This window comes from Anaerotalea alkaliphila (assembly GCF_010179735.1).
GTDB classification, from domain to species: Bacteria; Bacillota; Clostridia; order Lachnospirales; family Vallitaleaceae; genus Anaerotalea; species Anaerotalea alkaliphila.
Window position 1 is genome coordinate 36,136 of the sequence record NZ_JAAEEH010000003.1, and the last position, 18,035, is coordinate 54,170.

Below are 18,035 nucleotides of genomic sequence, written 5' to 3' on the forward strand. Positions count from 1 at the left end.
AGGCGCATCCATGGAAACAGCATCGGTCGTCATCAAGGAACGGGAGAGGTCGGTACACAAGAACGGAATGGGCCAAGCAAGCGCCATCGAATGCGACACATCCAGTGTCTCCGGTGTTGTGAGCCAGCGGGCCTGCGTCTACTGCGGCGCCCGGGTTGTCCTCAACCCGGTCACCGACGCGGCGCACATCGTCCATGGCCCCATCGGATGCGCCGCCTACACCTGGGACATCCGGGGAAGCTTGAGCAGCAAGGAAGAGCTCTACAGGAACAGCTTCTCCACGGACCTTAGGGAAGAGGACATCGTGTTCGGAGGGGAGATGAAGCTGGCTGCGGCCATAGACGGGATTGTGGAGAAGCACAGCCCTAAGGCCGTCTTCGTCTACTCCACCTGTGTGGTGGGCGTGATCGGGGACGATGTGGAGGCCGTCTGCCGGATGGCGGAAAAGAAGCACGACATCCCTGTCCTTCCGGTGAACTCCCCCGGTTTTTCCGGAAACAAGAAGGACGGATACAAGGCCGCCTGCAACACCATGCTCCGGCTCATGGGGGAGACAGCTGCCCCGGCCAAAGCCGGCGGCGGGGACAGGCCCCGGCTGAACTTCCTGGGGGACTTCAACCTGGCGGCGGAAGCATGGATCATCAAGGGATACTTGGAAGAGCTGGGGATCCAGGTGGTCACCTGCATCACCGGGGACGCCACGGTACAGGGGCTCAGGGATGCCACCAGGGCGGACCTGAACATCGTCCAGTGCGCGGGTTCCATGACCTACCTGGCCAAGAGGATGGAGGAAAGGTACGGGATCCCCTATACGGGGGTCCGGTTTCTGGGCCTTTCGGACACCATCGCTTCCCTGGAGAAGATCGTGGGGCTGCTGGGGGATGCCGGGATGGAGGAGAGGCTGGAGCGGCTGGTGGCCAGACACAAGGGGCCTGTGGAAGAAGCCCTGGGGGAATACAGGCCCCGGCTGGAAGGGAAGAGGGCGGCGCTCTATGTGGGGGGAGGCTTCAAGGCCACCTCCCTCATCGCCCAATTTGGGGAGCTTGGAATCGAAACGGTGCTGGTGGGGACCCAGACGGGATCCCGGGAGGAATACGAGCATTTCAAGACCATCACCGGGGAAGGGACCGTCATCCTGGACGACACGAACCCCTCGGAACTGGAGCATTTCATCCGGGAGACGGGAGCGGAAATCCTGGTGGGAGGCGTCAAGGAGCGCCCCCTGGCCTACAAGCTGGGACTGGCCTTCGTCGACCACAACCATGAACGGAAACATCCCCTGGCAGGTTTCGAGGGGGCCTTGAACCTGGCGAAGGAAATCGACGGTACCGTCAACAGTCCCGTATGGAGACATGTGAAGAAGGAGGTGGCCAGATGAAGGAGAGGAGCAGTTATGCGGACATGCAGGTGAACCCTTGCAAGATGTGCATGCCCATGGGGGCTTCCCTGGCCTTTCTGGGAATCGCGGGAAGCATGGCCATCATCCATGGATCCCAGGGATGCAGCACCTATATCCGCAGGCACATCGCAGGGCATTTCAACGAACCGGTGGACATCGCCTCCTCCTCCCTGACGGAGGAGGGGACGGTGTACGGCGGCGCAAGGAACCTGAAGGCGGGCGTCCTGAACCTGACGCAGCTCTACCAGCCCAGGGTCATCGGAATCCTGACAAGCTGCCTGGCGGAAACCATCGGGGACGATGTCCGGAGGTTCGCAAAGGAAATCCGACTGGAGCATCCGGAACTGGTGGCGGACCTGATTCCCGTCCCGACCCCGGGATACGGTGGCAGCCAGACGGAAGGCTATTACGCGGCCCTGCGGGGAATCGTGGCCCATTACAATCCGCCTGAAGCGGACAGTTGGAAGCGGAGCAGGAATCCCCGGAGGGTCAACCTGGTGGCGTCTTCCGCCACCTGCGCAGACCTGCGGGAGCTGAAGGAGATCCTGGATAGCTTCGGTCTGGAAGGGGTGCTGCTGCCCGACTATTCGGACGCGTTGGACGCCCCCTTCGGGGAACCCTATGAGAAGCTGAACCCCTACGGGACAACGGTGGAAGAGGTCCAGGGGATGAAGGTTGCCGCCGCCACCGTGGAACTGGGCGTGCTTGTGGAGGAAAGCCTGTCCCCGGGCATGTACCTCTATGAACAGCATGGGGTTCCCCTGTACAGGATCCCCCTTCCCGTGGGTCTGGAATGCACGGACCGGCTCCTGGAGGTCCTGGGGGACATCGCAGGGATGGAAACACCCTTGAAATACAAGATGCAACGGGGACGGCTGCTGGATGCCATGATCGATTCCCACAAGCACAACGGATTGGGAAGGGCTGCGGTGTTCGGGGACATGGAGCTGGCATACGGGCTGACCAGGCTGTGCGCCGAGAACGGAATAAAGCCCCTGGTGGCCGCCACCGGGACGGCGAACCAGCAGTTTTCCCTCTACATGGGGAAGCTGCTGGAGGAGGAGGGTCTGGAGGGGGAAGTCCTCCAGGATACGGATTTCGAGGTGATCCGGGAGCGGATCCTGGACAGGGGTGTGAATGTGATGGTGGGGAATTCGGACGGAAAATTCATCTGGGAGCAGGACGGCATCGACCTGGTGCGGGTGGGATTCCCCATCCACGACCATGTGGGCGGGCAGCGCCAGCGGATTTTCGGATATGCGGGAGCCATGGAGCTGTTGGACAGGATCGCAAACACCCTCCTGGACCAGAAGCACAGGCATTACAGGAAAACCATGTTGGAGACATATCATGCAAAGGAGGCGGTGGAATCATGAGGACACTGGAGCAAAAGACGAAGGAACATCCCTGTTTCAATGCGGGGGCGGCCCATGAGGCGGCCAGGATCCATCTGCCGGTGGCTCCCAAATGCAACATCAAGTGCAACTTCTGCAACCGGAAGTACGACTGCCAGAACGAAAGCCGTCCGGGGGTGACCAGCAACGTGCTGACGCCGGTGGAGGCTCTGGAACGCTACAAGAAGGCCAAGGACACGGTGCCGAACCTGAAGGTGGTGGGCATCGCAGGGCCGGGGGACCCCCTGGCGAACATCACGGAAACCATGGAAACCATCCGCCTGATCGGGGAGTATGATCCCGACACCACCTTCTGCCTGTCCACCAACGGACTGAAGCTGCGCAAGTTCGCGGACCAGCTGATCGGCCTGGGGGTGAGCCATTTCACCGTCACCATCAACGGCGTGCGCCCGGAGACGGCGGCACACATCTACAGGTACGCCACCTTCGAGGGGGTCAAGCATTTCGGGCTGGAGGGGGCCAAACTTCTCCTGGACAAGCAGTGGGAGGCCCTCAACCATCTGAAAGGCAAGGATGTGATGACCAAGGTGAACACCGTCCTGATCAAGGGGGTAAACGACCACGAGGTGGAGGAAATCGCCACTTGGGCCAGGACTGCAGGGGCGGACATGAACAACATCATGCCGCTGATTCCGGTGGAAGGCACGCCTTTCGAGGACATCGGGGAAATCTCCCGGCAGGAGCTGGTGCGGGTCCGCCTGAAATGCAACGAAATCATGCCCCAGATGATGCACTGCACCCAGTGCAGGGCGGATGCGGTGGGAACCCTTGGACAGCGGTGTGCCGGAGTGGCGGCAATATGATATAGGAAGGAGTTGGAGGGAATGGAAAAACCGAAATTCCATTTGTTCGTATGCAGCAGCGCCCGCCTGACGGGTGAAATCAAGGGTGTCTGCGCCCAAAAGGAGGGGGTGGACATCGCCCGGGCCTTGATCGAGGAGGTCCAGGACCGGGGAATCGACGACCAGGTGATGGTCACCACCACGGGATGCCTGGGGCTCTGCTCCATGGGACCGGTGGTCATGGTCTATCCGGAGCAGACCTGGTATGGGAAGGTGGCGATGGGGGATGTGGAAGAGATCCTGGACGCCATAGAAGAAGAAAGCGTCGTGGAACGTCTGTTGATCTAAACCGGCGGGACAAGCCCGGCGAAAAGGAGGAGCGCCATGGATAAAAGGAAATTGCATATTGTGGATTCGACCCTCCGGGACGGGGAGCAATCCCCGGGAGTCGCCTTTTCCCTGGAGGAAAAGAAGGAAATCGCAGCGGCCCTGGACATGCTGGGGGTGGATGTGATCGAGGCCGGCATCCCTGTGATGGGAAAGGAGGAGATGGAGTCCGTCTATGAAATCCTGCAGATGGGTCTGGGGGCGGAAATCCTGACATGGAACCGCATGCGCTACGAGGACATCCGGAGCTCCCTGGTCATCGGCGCCCGGAACATCCACATTTCCGTTCCCTCCTCCGACATCCAGATCACCAGGAAGCTGGGGAGCACCCGGGAGGAGGTGCTCCATGCGATGGCGGTCCTGGTGGAGCTGGCGGTGGCCCGGGGCGCCAGCGTTTCCATCGGAGCGGAGGACGCCTCCAGGGCGGACAGGCAGTTCCTGCTGACCCTGTTCCAGCTGGCCCAGCGGGAAGGGGCCTACAGGGTGCGCTATGCGGATACGGTGGGCGCCCTGGAACCCTTTGGGGTCATGGAGCGGATCGGAAGCCTTTCCGGGAAGCTGGACATCCCCGTCGATTTCCACGGCCACAACGACTTCGGTCTGGGGACGGCAAATGCCCTTGCGGCCTTCCGGGCGGGAGCGGATTACGTCAGCTGCTGCGTGAACGGCCTGGGGGAGCGGGCGGGGAATACGGCCCTGGAGGAAATCGCCGTGGCTGCGGCCCTGATGGAAGGGGCCAGGGTGGACATCGACCTGGGAGGGCTGCCGGCCCTCAGCAAGATGGTGGAAACAAGCTCGGGCAGGATGGTCCATGCGTCCAAGCCCATCGTGGGGGACATGGTGTTCTCCCACGAGGCCGGCATCCATGTGGACGGCATCCGGAAGGAGCCGAAAACATACGAGTATCTGGAGCCGGGACTCTTCGGAAGGGAGCGGAGATTCATCCAGGGAAAACATTCCAGTAGAAAAACCCCTTTGCTTGGTGTATGATGGGAAAAGACAAAGAAGACCCAAAGACATAAGGAGAGTATCCATGCAAAGGTTCCTAAAAACGCAAGAACTGGCAGCCGCGGCCCTGTTCACCGCCTTGGCCTTCGGCCTGCTGCTGCTGGAGTTCCCGGTCCCCTCCCTGTTCCCCCCTTTCCTGAAATTCGACCTGAGCGATGTGGCCGCCCTGATTGGAGGCATCCTTTTGGGACCGGTCGCGGCGGTGTCCATCGAACTGGGGAAGAACCTGCTCAACCTCCTGTTCCGTTCCAACTCGGGAGGGGTCGGGGAGGCGGCCAATTTCCTGGCCGGGTCCGCGCTGGTGCTGCCACCGGTGGTGCTGTACAGGAGGACGAGGAGCAACGCGGGATTGCTGGCCGGGATGGGCTTGGGCATCCTGCTCATGGTCGCGGCAGCCTGTGCGGCCAACTATTACGTGATCCTGCCCCTTTATCTGGGGAGCCAGGTGGGAGCCACCCAGCGGATGGCCATGCTTGCGACCATCTACATACCCTTCAATCTGGTGAAAGGGACGGTCGCCTGCCTGGTGGGCTTTGTCCTGCATCTGGCAATGAAAAACATCTATCCCCTCCTGCTGGCCGGAAGGCGGCGGAAGTCATAGGATCCCATCGAAGAGCGTGCATGGCACGCTCTTTTGTGTTATAATCACTTGGAAGTCGGAAGCCCTACAGCATACGGAGAGAGGTGCAAGATATGGAATGCAAAGATCAAAAGGATAGAAAACCATGGAAGGCCTGGAGCCTGCGGATGGCGGCGGCCCTTGTGGCCGGCTCCCTCGCCCTGGCGGCGGGGGCTGTTCCCGCACAGGCCACCAACCCGCTCCTCCATCAGACCAGGGAGAACCAGCGGCTCTCCAGCGGGGTCTGGTACGAGACGAACAGCAAGCTGACCAAGGACGGATGGGTGGACATCCATGTGATGGTCATGGACAGGCGGGACCCCTACACGGAACTGGAAATCCTCCGTTCGGAAGGCGTTTTTGGAGACCGGCAGACGCTGACCGAGTTGGGGAAGACCGTCCCCAACCTGGTGTCTTCGGTGAACGCCTCCTTTTTCAACACGGCGATCAACCCCACCCTGATCGAGGGGAATGAAATCGAAGGGGGGAGCCCTACCGTCCTGGAACACAACTACAACACCTCCAAGCAGGGTGCGGCCAGCCTGGTCCTGGCGGACGGAAAGGCCCTGGTGGACTACCTGGGGGTGCAGCTGAAGGTACTCACCAGCGACAACAAGGAGCTCTATGTCACAGCGGTGAACAAGTTCAACAACCTGGCCAATCCCTTCATCATAACCCGCAAGGCCCTGTCCACCACCGCCGGACTGGAAACCGGCATGCGGGCCTTCAAGGTGGTCGTGGTGGACGGCGCGGTCACTTCCGTCGTGGGACCGGGACAACCGGCCGTTGTGCCGGAGACAGGCTACCTCATCGTCCTCCAGGAGAGCATCGCCCAGTACCATCTGGGAAACTTCACCGTGGGAACCGGTGTGGAGCTCCAGGTCAGGAACACCTTGGACCTGGACCGGATCGAGTTCGCCGTGTCCGGGGGAGGGAAGGTCCTGCAGGCAGGGGTGCCGGTGGTCCAGGGTCTTTCCATGGAGGCGGCCAAGAGGCATCCCCGGACCGCCATCGGCATCAGCAAGGACAACACGAAAATCATCCTGATGGTGGTGGACGGCCGGGGCAGCAGCATCGGCGCCACCCATGGGGAACTGGCATCCTATCTTCTGGAATACGGAGCCTATGAGGCCATGGTCCTGGACGGAGGAGGATCCTCCACCATGACGGGCAAGCTGCAGGGCCAGACCGCAAACACCCTCCTGAACAGCCCTTCGGGTCTGACCCAAAGGAAGGTCGTCAACGGGGTGGGATTCGTGTCCACCGCGCCGAAGGGTACCCTGCAGACCCTGGTCCTGAAGCCGGAAGCGGAGAAGTCCTTCAAGAACTCGAAGATCGGATTCACCCTGTACGGACTGGACCAGTACCACAATCTGGTGCAGGTGCAACCCTCCCAGGCCACCTTCCGCACGGAAGGAGGTACAGGGAACTTCCAGGGGAACACGTTCCAGCCCACCAGCGCGGGAGAGATCACGCTGGTGGCGGAAGTCCAGGGAGTCCGGGGGGAGGCGAAGGTGCAGAGCCTGGAAGGATACATCGGTCTGGAAATCACCCCCTCGGTCCTGAACCTGAACCAGGGCCAGGTCGCCAGCTTTTCCGTCCATGGCACGGATGTGGACGGCCACCAGGGGGCGGTCAATCCCGCCAACCTGACGTGGACCCTGGACAATCCCTCCATCGGGGAATTCAAGGACGGCACCTTCCACGCCACGGACGGGTCGGGTTACAGCAAAGTCACGGCAACCGCCAACGGAATCACCCTGACCGCCTACATCACCGTAGGCGGGGACAAGGTCAGCGTACAGAACTTCGAGCGGTTCTTCAAGGGCACGGTGGTCTACCCGGATACGGTGGGGGCCATCGCCTCCATCTCCACGGAACAGTCCAGGGATTCCGGCCAGTCGGTCAAGCTGGAGTACAACTTCAGGAGTTCGGACGTCACCCAGGCGGCTTATGCAGAGTTCACCGGCTGGACCTACAGCATCCCCATCAACGGATTCGGCATCTGGGTCTACGGGGACGGTTCCGGCAACCTGCTGCGTGCGCGGGTGGCGGACGGGGACGGCAAGATCCACAACATCCCCCTCTCCACCGCCCTGGATTTCACCGGATGGCGCTATTTGGAAGGTGCCATGCCGACGGACATGGCCTACCCGGTCCAGATCGAGCGGCTGTATGTGGCCTCCTTGTCCGCTCCGGTGGAATACGGCAGCCGGATCTACCTGGACAGCCCGGTGATCGTGAAGGGGGTGGACGCCAGCGGATTTGAAACCCAGTCCCGCAGCGGACTGCGGGATCCGCTGATGGCCCAGGAGCCCTGGGCGGAGAGCTTCCGGCTGTCGGTCTTCGGCCCCACGGCGTTCCAGAACCGCCTTCTGGACACGGTCGTCATGGACAAGGTCTACGCGGCCATGGGAGGCGCCGGACAGCAGGTCTTCGCAGGAAAATCGGCTGTGGACAAGACGAAGGCAGGCCCGAACCATCTGGCATGGAACAACATCTTTACGGTCCATGACCAGGCAGCCTACAGGCTGGTGTTCCTGGGCATGGACAACGGCAGCCTGCGGACCACGGACCATACCCAACTCCAGAAACTGATTGCAGCCTTGGAGGGTGCGGGCCAGAAGAACATCCTGGTCTTCGGGAACAAGAGCCTGCAGACGGGCTTCACGGACAAGCGGGAAGGGCAGGTCCTGCAGGACATCCTGGAGGAATTCAAGAACCGGACAGGCAAGAACGTGTTCTACATCAATGGAAGCGGATACGGCAACGGGGTGGAGATACGGGAAGGCGTCCGCTACATGGATTTGAACGGCATCTGGTATGCGGTGGGCGCCGGCAACAGCCTGGACCTAGAGGCCAGCTTCAAGGTGGTGGATTTCCACTTCAAAGGGGACGAGATGCGGTACCGGATCCGGAGCGTGTTCCCGAAGGTGGCTCCATGATCAGGAGAAAGCTGAAGGCGATCCGGAAAAAGGTGGCGGGTTTCCAGGGTTCCATGCTGGGGTACCTGCCGGTCAAGGTTGCGGAAGGGGTCATAGGAATCCTGACGGTGAAGGTGTACACCACCCTGTTTCCCCCGGAAGTCTATGGGGAATACACCATGGTGAACACCACGGTGAACATCCTGTTCCTGACCCTGCTGGGCTGGCTGATGCAGGCGGCCATCCGCTACATCAAGGGGCATACCGGAAGGGAGGAGGATAAGCGGCGCTTCTTCTCCACGGTCTACCTGACCATGGCGGGGGCCTATGGACTGCTGTTCCTACTGGTCCTGGGGGCCAAGCTGCTGTTGCCGGGATTCCTGGAGGGTTACGGCCCCGGGGGGATGCTGGTCCTTGCCCTGATGATGGCGGGTTACGGCTCCACCCAGCTTCTCTTGGCCATCCTGCTGTATATGGAGCACCGGGTCAAGAACATCGCCATCCTGCTCTTCAATGTGACGGGAAAGCTGGCCCTCACCGTTCTGGCCTACAACCGGCTAGGCCCTTCCGTATGGTCCATCCTGTTGTCCCATGCCGCAGTGGACATGGTTTCCTTCCTGGGGGCCTTCCTGCTTTCGGGAACCTGGCGCCAGATCCGCTGGAGCGGCTACGACAAGGAGACCGTCCGGGACTTCATGCGCTATGGGTATCCCCTGATCGGATTCAGTTTCGTCATGGCCCTCCTGAACATGTCGGACCGCTACATCATCCGCTTCTTCCAGGATAGGGCCACCGTGGGCATCTACACCTCCAACTACGCCATCCCCTCCTCCGTGTTCATGATGCTGATGATGGGCTTGAGCCGGGGGGTGTACCCCAAGCTGCTCAAGGCCCATTACGACCAGGACAGGGACAGGACGGCCCGGCACCTGAAGACCGGGGCAGCCCTCTACCTGAGCGTCAGCATGCCCGCGGCCATGGGCATTGCGGTGCTGCACAGGCATCTGTCCAGCCTGTTCCTGGGGAAGGAGTACATGGGGGGGAGTCCGGTCATGGCCTATGTGGCCGGGGGGATGCTCTTCTACGGCCTGGCGGAGTACTGCAACAAGGGATGGGAGCTGACCGCCAACACCCTTCCCATCCTGAAGAAAAGTTTCCTGGCGGCCATGGCCAACATCCTGGTGAACCTTCTCCTGGTGCCCCGTTGGGGCTACATGGTCGCGGCGGCCTCCACCCTGGGGGGCTACCTGCTCTTTTTCCTGGCGTCCTACCGGGGCAGGAACCCGGCCATCCCCTTCGATCTGCGGATCCGGGAGCTCTGGCCCCTGTTCCTGGCGACGGGCACCATGGGGGCCGCCCTGCTGGTGGTCAACCGGGGAATGGAGATTACTTTGGCCAGCCTATTGATAAACGTGATGGCAGGTATTATAATTTACTTTGGCGTTTTGGCCGGCACAGGTTTCCTGGGACGGCTGCTGCATAGAATGAGAGAGGTTTGAACATGTGGAGAATAGTCGCCTTGATCCTCTACTACGGCATCGGGAAAAGGCTGCCGTCTTCGGACAGCCTTTTTTCCCTGGGAGCGCGGGGCGTGCGGAACTTTTTGTGCCGGCGCATCTTCGACTCCATGGGCAAGGGGTGCAATGTGGAAAGGAACGTGTTTTTCGGTTCAGGGAAGGGGATCCACCTGGGGGACCGGTCCGGTATCGGACAAAACGCCAGGATCCAGGGTCCCCTGCACATCGGAAACGACGTGATGATGGGTCCGGATGTCCTGATCTATACCCGCAACCATGAGACGGCCAGGACGGACATCCCCATGATCGACCAGGGGGAATCCGATCCCCTGCCTGTGGTGGTGGAGGAGGACGTCTGGATTGGAGCAAGGGTCGTCCTGCTTCCCGGGGTCCGGGTGGGACGAGGCTCCATCCTGGGCACAGGCGCCGTGGTGACACGGGACGTGCCGCCCTACAGCGTGGTGGGAGGGGTTCCCGCAAGGATATTGAAATCGAGAAAGAAGATGGAGGAGCAGTCATGAAGAAAAAGATATGTGTCATCGGGATGGGGTATATCGGCCTCCCCACATCGGCCATGTTCGCGAAGCACGGATTCCAGGTGCTGGGCGTGGATGTGAACGAGGAAGTGGTCAATAGCCTGAACGAGGGAAGGATCATCATCGAGGAGCCCTATCTGGACGCATTGGTCTATGAGGAAGTGGTGAAGAACGGCAGCCTGAAGGCATCCACGAAAGCGGAGAAGGCGGACGTCTTCATCATCGCGGTGCCAACCCCCATCAAGGAAGACAAGACGGCCATGATGGACTATGTGGAAGCCGCGACCCGCTCCATCGTGCCTTTTCTTGAGCCCGGGAATATGGTGGTTCTGGAGTCCACTTCCCCTCCGGGAACGGTGGAGAACCTCATGATGCCCATCCTTAGGGAATGCCCCTTCGACGTGGAGGAATCCCTGTATGTGGCCCATTCCCCGGAACGGGTCATCCCGGGGAAGATTCTGATCGAACTGGTGGAGAACAACCGGATCATCGGAGGCATCAACAGGAAATCCGCAGAGGAGGTGAAGAAAATCTATGCATCCTTCGTCAAGGGGGAAATCTTCCTGACCGACGCAACCACGGCGGAAATGTGCAAACTGATGGAGAACACCTTCCGGGACGTGAACATCGCCCTGGCCAACGAGCTGGCGGTGATCTGCGAGCAGCTGGGGATCAACGCCTGGGAAGTGATCAAGTATTCCAACAAGCATCCCCGGGTCACCCTGCACCAGCCGGGGCCCGGTGTGGGAGGCCACTGCCTGGCGGTGGACCCCTGGTTCATCGTGGAAAAATTCCCGGAGACGGCAAAAATCATCCGGCTGGCTAGGGAAACCAACGACGCCATGCCCCACCATGTGTTCGGCAGGGCCAGGAACATCCTGGGAAGCCTGGCGGGCAAGAAGATCGCCATCCTGGGAGCCACCTACAAGCCCGACATCGACGACCTCAGGGAGAGTCCGGTGCTGGAGCTGGTGGACCTGCTGGAAGAGGTCCGTGACCTGGAGGTGCGCATCTACGACCCCTTCATCCTCTCCTACAAGCATCTGGCGCCAGACCTGGAAACGGCCCTTGCGGACGCGGACCTGCTGGTCCTGGGCGTGAACCACCGGGTGTTCGAGAACATCCCCTTCGGGGAACTGAAGTCCCGCATGCGCACCCCCAAGATCCTGGACACCAGGAACTTCCTGGACGGGGAATCCCTGCGGGCCCAAGGCTTCGAGTATCACCTGCTGGGGGAAGGACGCGGTTTCCATGGGCAACGGTAGGAAAGTCATGCTCATCGCCTACCAGTTCCCCCCCATGGGGGGTGCCGGCGTGCAGAGGAGCGCAAAATTCGCCAAGTACCTGAAGACGCTGGGATGGGACCCGGTGGTGGTGGCAAGCGAAGGCCCGAAAGGGCTGGTCGACGACAGCCTGCTGGAAGACCTGGCGGGAATCCCCATCGAACGGACCCCGAACTGGAACATCGGCGAATGGCCGAAGCCGTTCAACCTCCTGGGGAAGTTCATCCAAAGGAAGCTCCTGGTGCCGGACGCCGAATGGATTTGGTACAGGATGAACAGGAAAAAGGTCCTGGCTCTGGTGGGAAAGCACCGGCCGGACGTGCTCTACACGACCTCCTACCCCTACAGCGGCCATCTCATGGGACTTTGGGTGAAAAAGGAATTCCCCCAGCTGCCCTGGGTGGTGGACTTCAGGGACGAGTGGACGAAGAACCCCTATGTGCTTGATTTCGGCTATTCCCCAGGACGGATGGCGAAGGAGAGGGACATGGAACGCCAGGTCGTGGAAGCCTGCGACCATCTGGTCACCAATTCCCGGCTGATGCTGGACGGGTTCATGGAAGAGCATGCGCTGGAGGGAAAATCCACGGTGATCCCCAACGGATACGACCCTGCGGATTTCGAAGGATTGGACAGGAAGGGGTCCGGCCGTGAGAAGATGACCATCGCCTACACGGGCGCCATGTACGGAAGGCGCAAGCCCGACAGCTTCCTCCAGGGGCTGAAGAAAGCCATGGAGGAAGGGCTGGTGGATCCGTCCCGGGTGGAGGTGGACTTTGTGGGCCACTTCAACAAGGAGCACCGGCAGAAGGTGGCGGAGCTGTTGCCTGGCCTGGACATCGTCCGTTTCCACGGCTACATGCCCCACAGGCAGAGCATCCAATTCCTTCTGGATGCGGACCTGCTCCTGCTGATCGTGGGCTCCGGCGCGGAAGCCAAGAACTTCTACACCGGAAAAATATTCGAATACATCTATACGGACAGGACCATCCTGGCCTTGGCTCCCCCCGACGGGGTGGCCGCCGAGGTGATCCGCGAAACCAAGACCGGCGTGGTTGTGGAGGACGGGGATGTGGAGGCGGTCAAGGAAGCCCTTGGAGCCCTGTATGCCCGTTGGCTGGAGGGAGGGCTTGTACTGGACCCCCTCCGGGAAGCGGTGGAAAGATACAGCCGCCGGAACCAGACGATGGAATTGGCGGGCGTGTTCGAACGACTTTTGGGAGGTGCGAATGAATACTAGGAACAAAAGATTCAATTGGGTGGACGGCCTGGTCCTGCTGCTTGTCCTGGCGGTGGGCGCCGGCGGATTCTATTTCCTCCAGCAGAGGAAAGCCTCCGGCGGCGGCGTGGAAACCGGCAAGAGGGAAATAGTCTTTCTGGCGGAGGCCGTCCGGGTGTTGCCGGAAGTGGCCGCCAGTGTGGAGATCGGGGACAGGATCGTGGCCTTGAACGCCATCCAGGACGGGGAAGTGGTGGGAGTGGAAATTTTCGACACCCAGCGCGAAGCGGCTGTGGACGGCGCCATTGTGGCGGTTTCCGACCCCAATTCCAAGACGCTTCGGGTGACCATCCGCGCAACCGTGAACCGCTACGGTCCCTACATGGACTTCGGCGGCCAGGAGATCAAGGTCGGCTCCTCCTACTGGATCAAGACGGAGGGCATGCACGCCTTGGGCAGCGTAGTGGCCATATTGGAGAAGGAGGCGGGAAAATGAAGCTTTTGGACAGCAACTGGAAATTCTTTGGGAAAGTGCATGTTTTCGACCTCCTTTTCCTGCTGGTGCTGGTGGCGGCCCTGGCGGGCGTGTTGAACCGGGTCTCCGGAGGGGACCTTGCCAGCATGGCGGGGGGCTCCAAGCCGGTGCCGGTGCGGATGACCCTGAAGACCTTCGAATACGACCCCGCCTATTACCAGAGCCTGGAGGCCGGGGCGGAGCTGGTGGAGGACAAGATGGTTTTTGAGGGAAGCCGGATCGTTTCGGTGGACCTGCAGGACGCCCCCATCACCCTGGTGGACAACAACGGGGATGTGGTGAACGGCTCCAACCCGCTGCGGAAGGTCGCCCTGGTCGTGGTGGAAGCCACAGCCACCCGGAAAGGACCCATCTATGAACTGGGCAAGCAGGAGCTCCGGGTGGGGGCCGGATTCTTCCTGACCACGGAAGACAACAAGCTCTCCACCATCATCACGGCATTCCAGCCTTTGGACGAAGGAGACGCAGGGGTGGTAGAATGAATGCGCTGATACGGAAGATCGAAGCCAGCTTCCTCTACCGGACGGTGCTCCTGGTGGTCCAAAAATCCCAGGAAAGCATGGTATTCAAGGTGAGGGAGCAGGCGCCCAAAGACCCCCTGCGGGAATACCACAGGCAGATGCTGCTGTTCCATTGGGCGGTCCTGCTGGGGGGATGGCTGGACAGGGTTCTGGACAAGCTGGTGCGGTCTGTTGCGGAAAGCTGGATTTTCGGCACGGTCCGAAAATCCTTCCGGTGGCTGGGAAGCCTGCTGGCGGTCTCCTGGACCGGCCGGATTCTTGGCAAATGGAAACCGGTGTATCTCGTAGGGACCTACGTGTATGTGGACCATCTGGTCCGGACCTTCCTGGGAGGAACCATCCTGGCCAGCACCTGGGACGAGCTGCTGCTGGTGGCCTTTTTCGGCATCCTGCTTTACCGCAGGTTCTTCCTGAAACAGCCCTGGCGGTTTTCCGACCTGGACCTGCCCATCCTCCTTTTCCTGCTGACCGGGGTGTTCCTGCTCTTTGTGAACTCACCGGACTTCGCCATCGGGGTGGAGGGATTTAGGGCCGTGTTCCAGTACGTGTTCTGGTATTTCCTGGTGCTCCAGCTGGTGGACTCCAGGGAAACGGCCAAAGGCATGGTCTGGGTCCTGGTGGCTGGGGCGGGCCTGCTGGGGATGCATGGGATCTACCAGTACGCCACGGGAGCCCCCATGTTGGGGAACTGGGTGGACAGCACGGAAACCATCACCACCCGGGCCTATTCCATCGTGCGCAGCCCCAATTCCCTAGGCAGCCTGTTCGTGCTCTATCTGCCCGTCGGGTTCGGCCTGTTCCTGGGGGAAAAGCACGTCCTGAAGAAGCTGGCCGCCCTGGTCCTCACGGCGGCCATGGGCTTCGGCCTGCTCTTCACCTTCACCAGGGGAGCCTGGATCACCGCGTTCGCCGGCCTGCTGGTGGTGGTGCTTTTCCTCGGGAAAAGGCTTGTGCTACCCATCCTGGCGGTCTTGGGGGCGGCCCTGGCCAATCTGGACACCCTCTACCGGCGGATCGCCTATCTGTTCACTCCGGAGTACCAGATGAAATCCAGCCAGGGCGGAAGGATCTACCGCTGGCAGACCACCCTGGAGGAATGGTCCTCCAGCAAGCTGTTCGGACTGGGCCTGGGAAGGTATGGAGGGGCAACCGCCTTGAAGAACAAGCTGTCCCCCTTCTACACGGACAACTATTACATGAAGACCCTGGCGGAAATGGGGATCGTGGGCCTGACCGCCTTCGTCCTCCTGATGCTGGTCCTGCTGGGCCGGTGCCACCGCTACCTGCGGGGAGTCTCGGACACCTCCGTCAGGCGGATCCTCTACGGGATTTACGGAGGCATGGTGGGGGTGGTCCTGCACAATGGGGTGGAAAACATTTTCGAGAACCCGTTCATGGTCACTTATTTTTGGGCGAATGCGGCCCTGCTGGTGGCTTATTCCAAACACGCCCAAGGAGTGGAACAAGATGAGTAGAATCCTGATTGCCGGCTATTACGGATATTACAATTCCGGTGACGACGCCATCCTTACGTCCATCTGCGAGGACATCACGGGGTTGGACAAGGGCCATGCCATCACCATCCTTTCCAACAGTCCGGAAGCCACCCAGAGGGAATACGGGTATCCGGCGGTGAACAGGTTCAACCTGCCCTCCGTGCTGAAGGCCCTGAAACAGACGGACATCCTGATCATGGGCGGCGGGAGCCTGCTGCAGGACAAGACCAGCAGCAGGTCCCTGTGGTACTACCTGTTCCTGATCGGCATGGCGAAAAGGATGGGCAAGAAATGCATGCTCTACGCCAATGGGATCGGACCGGTGAGGAAACCCTTCAACAAGATGCTGACCCGCTGGATCGCCAACAAGATCGACATCATCACCCTGCGGGAGCACCTTTCCCTGAAGCCTTTGGAGGGAATGAAGGTGAGCAAGCCCAAAATCATCGTGACCGCGGATCCGGTGTTCAACCTGGAACTGCCTCCGGGAAAACCGGTGGACGAGATTTTCGCCAAGGAGGGGGTGGACCGGGGGAAACCCTATGTGACGGTCATGTTCCGGAGCTGGGAGCATGAGGAACACTACACCAGGGTCATGGCGAAGGTGTGCGACCAGATTGTGGAGCGCTACAACTACAACATCCTGTTCGTTCCCATGAAATATCCTTCGGACCTGATCGTGTCCATGGAGGTCATGAAGAAGATGAAGCACCGCTCCTATGTGTTGCAGGACCGGTATGAGATCCAGGACATCATCGGTGTGATCGCCCGCAGCGAGCTGGTCCTGGCCATGCGCCTCCATGCCCTTCTGTATGCGGCGACCCAGAACGTGCCCATGATAGGATTCAACTATGACCCCAAGGTCCGCTACTATGTCCAGGAGATGGGCATGCACCTGGTGGAAGACCTGCACCGCTGCACGGTCCAGGACATCCTCCGGGAGGTCGCCCAAATCTTCGACCAGTATGACGGGATCAAGGAGCAGCTGCGGCAAAAGGTGGAGGTCCTCAAGGCCATGGCGGAAAAGAACCGCACCTACCTGGAGGAACTGCTGTCCTAGAAGCCTGCGCAAACGCAACATCCGCACGCAAAATACTGAAAGGGATGCTCATTCGAGCATCCCTTTCAGTATTTTGCCTTCCGTGCCCTCCATGGAGAGTCCCAGGATCCGTGCGAAGGTGGGGGCCTCGTCCACAAGGGAGCAGTCCCCAAGGACCGCCCCCCGGCGGATGCCCGCCCCCTTGGCCAGGAGCAGGGTATCCATCCGGGACACATCCGGAGAGAAGCCGTGCTCCAGAACGTAATCCCCCCGGGAAGGGTCCACCGGCACGACCACTGGTCCCAAGGCATGGTTGCGGAAGTAGCAGCCTTCCCGCGCCTCGGCCACAAAGCGGAAGGGGCCGTCCAAGCCATGGAGGGTCCGGGCCTCTTCCACGGAAAGGACCCGTTGCAGGCAAGGATCCTCTCCCCGGGCCAGGTCCTGCAGCAAGGCCCCCACCCGCCCGGCCAGCAGGGCATCCTCGGGATCCGCCAAATGGATCTGGGCGGATCCTCCGGCATGGCACGCGTAGGCGGACCAGGAGAGGATCCGCCCTCCGGGGTCGCACCGGAGCAGGCCTTCCTTCCGGAACAGGCTGTTCAGGTGGATGATCCGGCTGCAGTCCGCTCCGCCGTGGTCCCCCAGAAGCACGAAAGCGGTCCGCCCATAGGTGCCCGCCTTCTTCGTGCTTTCAATCAGCCGGCCGATCCGGCGGTCGATCCGCGCCAGGGCCTCCTCCACATGGCTGCCCTCCCGCCCGTGGACATGGCGCAGATGGTCCAGTTCGATGAAGTGGACGGCGGTCAGCCCAGGCCTTTTCCTCTCCAGGATCCGGCAGGCCACCGCCTCGGTGAAGTTGTCCAGATGGGGCTGGGTCTTCCCCCGGAGCAAGGGGGCCTTGGCGAGGACCAGGGGAAGCAGCTTCCGGCTGCCGTATTTCCAGAAGAGGGAAAGGCCGCTTTCCTTCCGGGTGGACCAGATTTCCGGAACGTTGTGGTCCACAGGAGCTCCCCCCAGCACCGGCCAGAGGACGGCGGCTGTGGAGATGCCGGATTCCCTGGCCAGGTCGAAGAGGGTGGGGGCCTTGATCCTGTCGTAATGCCAGAACCAATCCTGGTTCCGGTGCCGGGCGGGATCTGCCAGTTCGTTGTTGTAGATGCCATGCCGTCCGGGCCGGACGCCGGTCAGGATGGTGGTATGGCAGCAGTAGGTAAGGGTGGGGTGGATGGAGCGCACCCCCGGGACCAGGGTCCCCTCCTGCAGGAAACTTCCGCATACGGGAAGCCTGGCCAGAAGGGGCAGGTCATCCCGGTTCAACGCGTCCACGCTGACCAGCACCAGGTGCCTTCCGTTGC

At 61.0% G+C, this 18,035-nt stretch carries 15 protein-coding genes and 1 pseudogene; 15 read left to right on the forward strand and 1 reads right to left on the reverse strand.

All coding sequences use genetic code 11. The features are described from left to right. The first annotated feature begins 10 nt into the window (after positions 1-10). From nifE to csaB, 15 genes and pseudogenes are all read left to right on the forward strand, one after another. Positions 11-1,378, forward strand: a complete 1,368-nt coding sequence (nifE, locus tag GXN74_RS01890) for a nitrogenase iron-molybdenum cofactor biosynthesis protein NifE (RefSeq protein WP_162369229.1) — start codon at positions 11-13, stop codon at positions 1,376-1,378. Next, positions 1,375-2,775, forward strand: a complete 1,401-nt coding sequence (locus GXN74_RS01895; RefSeq protein ID WP_162369230.1) for a nitrogenase component 1 — start codon at positions 1,375-1,377, stop codon at positions 2,773-2,775. The genes nifE and GXN74_RS01895 overlap by 4 nt, the downstream gene beginning before the upstream one ends. Continuing rightward, entirely contained in the window at positions 2,772-3,617 is an 846-nt protein-coding gene (locus GXN74_RS01900; RefSeq protein ID WP_162369231.1) for a radical SAM protein, read from the forward strand. The genes GXN74_RS01895 and GXN74_RS01900 overlap by 4 nt, the downstream gene beginning before the upstream one ends. Positions 3,618-3,638: 21 nt before the next feature. Then, positions 3,639-3,944: a (2Fe-2S) ferredoxin domain-containing protein gene (locus GXN74_RS01905; protein ID WP_162369232.1), complete on the forward strand. Its 306-nt coding sequence runs from the start codon at positions 3,639-3,641 to the stop codon at positions 3,942-3,944. A gap of 36 nt (positions 3,945-3,980) precedes the next feature. Next, the gene (locus GXN74_RS01910) at positions 3,981-4,973 is read left to right on the forward strand and encodes a homocitrate synthase/isopropylmalate synthase family protein (RefSeq protein ID WP_162369233.1); all 993 of its coding nucleotides are present in this window, start codon (positions 3,981-3,983) and stop codon (positions 4,971-4,973) included. 43 nt (positions 4,974-5,016) lie between these two features. Next, on the forward strand, positions 5,017-5,592 hold the full coding sequence (locus GXN74_RS01915; RefSeq protein ID WP_162369234.1) for an ECF transporter S component: 576 nt from the start codon (positions 5,017-5,019) through the stop codon (positions 5,590-5,592). 92 nt (positions 5,593-5,684) lie between these two features. Beyond that, on the forward strand, positions 5,685-8,555 hold the full coding sequence (locus GXN74_RS01920; RefSeq protein WP_162369235.1) for a phosphodiester glycosidase family protein: 2,871 nt from the start codon (positions 5,685-5,687) through the stop codon (positions 8,553-8,555). Continuing rightward, positions 8,552-10,033, forward strand: coding sequence for a lipopolysaccharide biosynthesis protein (locus GXN74_RS01925; protein ID WP_162369236.1), 1,482 nt, complete (start codon positions 8,552-8,554; stop codon positions 10,031-10,033). Before GXN74_RS01920 ends, GXN74_RS01925 begins: the two co-directional genes overlap by 4 nt. 356 nt (positions 10,034-10,389) lie before the next feature. Then, positions 10,390-10,548 (forward strand): annotated as a pseudogene (locus GXN74_RS14940) (DapH/DapD/GlmU-related protein); the annotation flags it as partial. 20 nt (positions 10,549-10,568) lie between these two features. Beyond that, positions 10,569-11,852 carry a nucleotide sugar dehydrogenase gene (locus GXN74_RS01935; protein WP_162369238.1) on the forward strand — a complete coding sequence of 428 codons (1,284 nt, stop codon included), beginning with the start codon at positions 10,569-10,571 and terminating at the stop codon, positions 11,850-11,852. After that, entirely contained in the window at positions 11,839-13,110 is a 1,272-nt protein-coding gene (locus GXN74_RS01940) for a glycosyltransferase (protein WP_162369239.1), read from the forward strand. The genes GXN74_RS01935 and GXN74_RS01940 overlap by 14 nt, the downstream gene beginning before the upstream one ends. Next, positions 13,100-13,585 carry a DUF4330 domain-containing protein gene (locus tag GXN74_RS01945; RefSeq protein ID WP_162369240.1) on the forward strand — a complete coding sequence of 162 codons (486 nt, stop codon included), beginning with the start codon at positions 13,100-13,102 and terminating at the stop codon, positions 13,583-13,585. The genes GXN74_RS01940 and GXN74_RS01945 overlap by 11 nt, the downstream gene beginning before the upstream one ends. Next, positions 13,582-14,106 carry a DUF4330 family protein gene (locus GXN74_RS01950; RefSeq protein WP_162369241.1) on the forward strand — a complete coding sequence of 175 codons (525 nt, stop codon included), beginning with the start codon at positions 13,582-13,584 and terminating at the stop codon, positions 14,104-14,106. The genes GXN74_RS01945 and GXN74_RS01950 overlap by 4 nt, the downstream gene beginning before the upstream one ends. Beyond that, positions 14,103-15,620: an O-antigen ligase family protein gene (locus tag GXN74_RS01955; RefSeq protein WP_162369242.1), complete on the forward strand. Its 1,518-nt coding sequence runs from the start codon at positions 14,103-14,105 to the stop codon at positions 15,618-15,620. Before GXN74_RS01950 ends, GXN74_RS01955 begins: the two co-directional genes overlap by 4 nt. Further along, a complete protein-coding gene (gene csaB, locus GXN74_RS01960; RefSeq protein WP_162369243.1) occupies positions 15,613-16,701 on the forward strand; it encodes a polysaccharide pyruvyl transferase CsaB in 1,089 nt (362 codons plus the stop codon). Before GXN74_RS01955 ends, csaB begins: the two co-directional genes overlap by 8 nt. A gap of 48 nt (positions 16,702-16,749) precedes the next feature. On the opposite strand, the gene GXN74_RS01965 is transcribed toward csaB, so the two are convergent. Beyond that, positions 16,750-18,018, reverse strand: coding sequence for an alkaline phosphatase family protein (locus tag GXN74_RS01965; protein ID WP_162369244.1), 1,269 nt, complete (start codon positions 18,016-18,018; stop codon positions 16,750-16,752). Positions 18,019-18,035 lie beyond the last annotated feature (17 nt).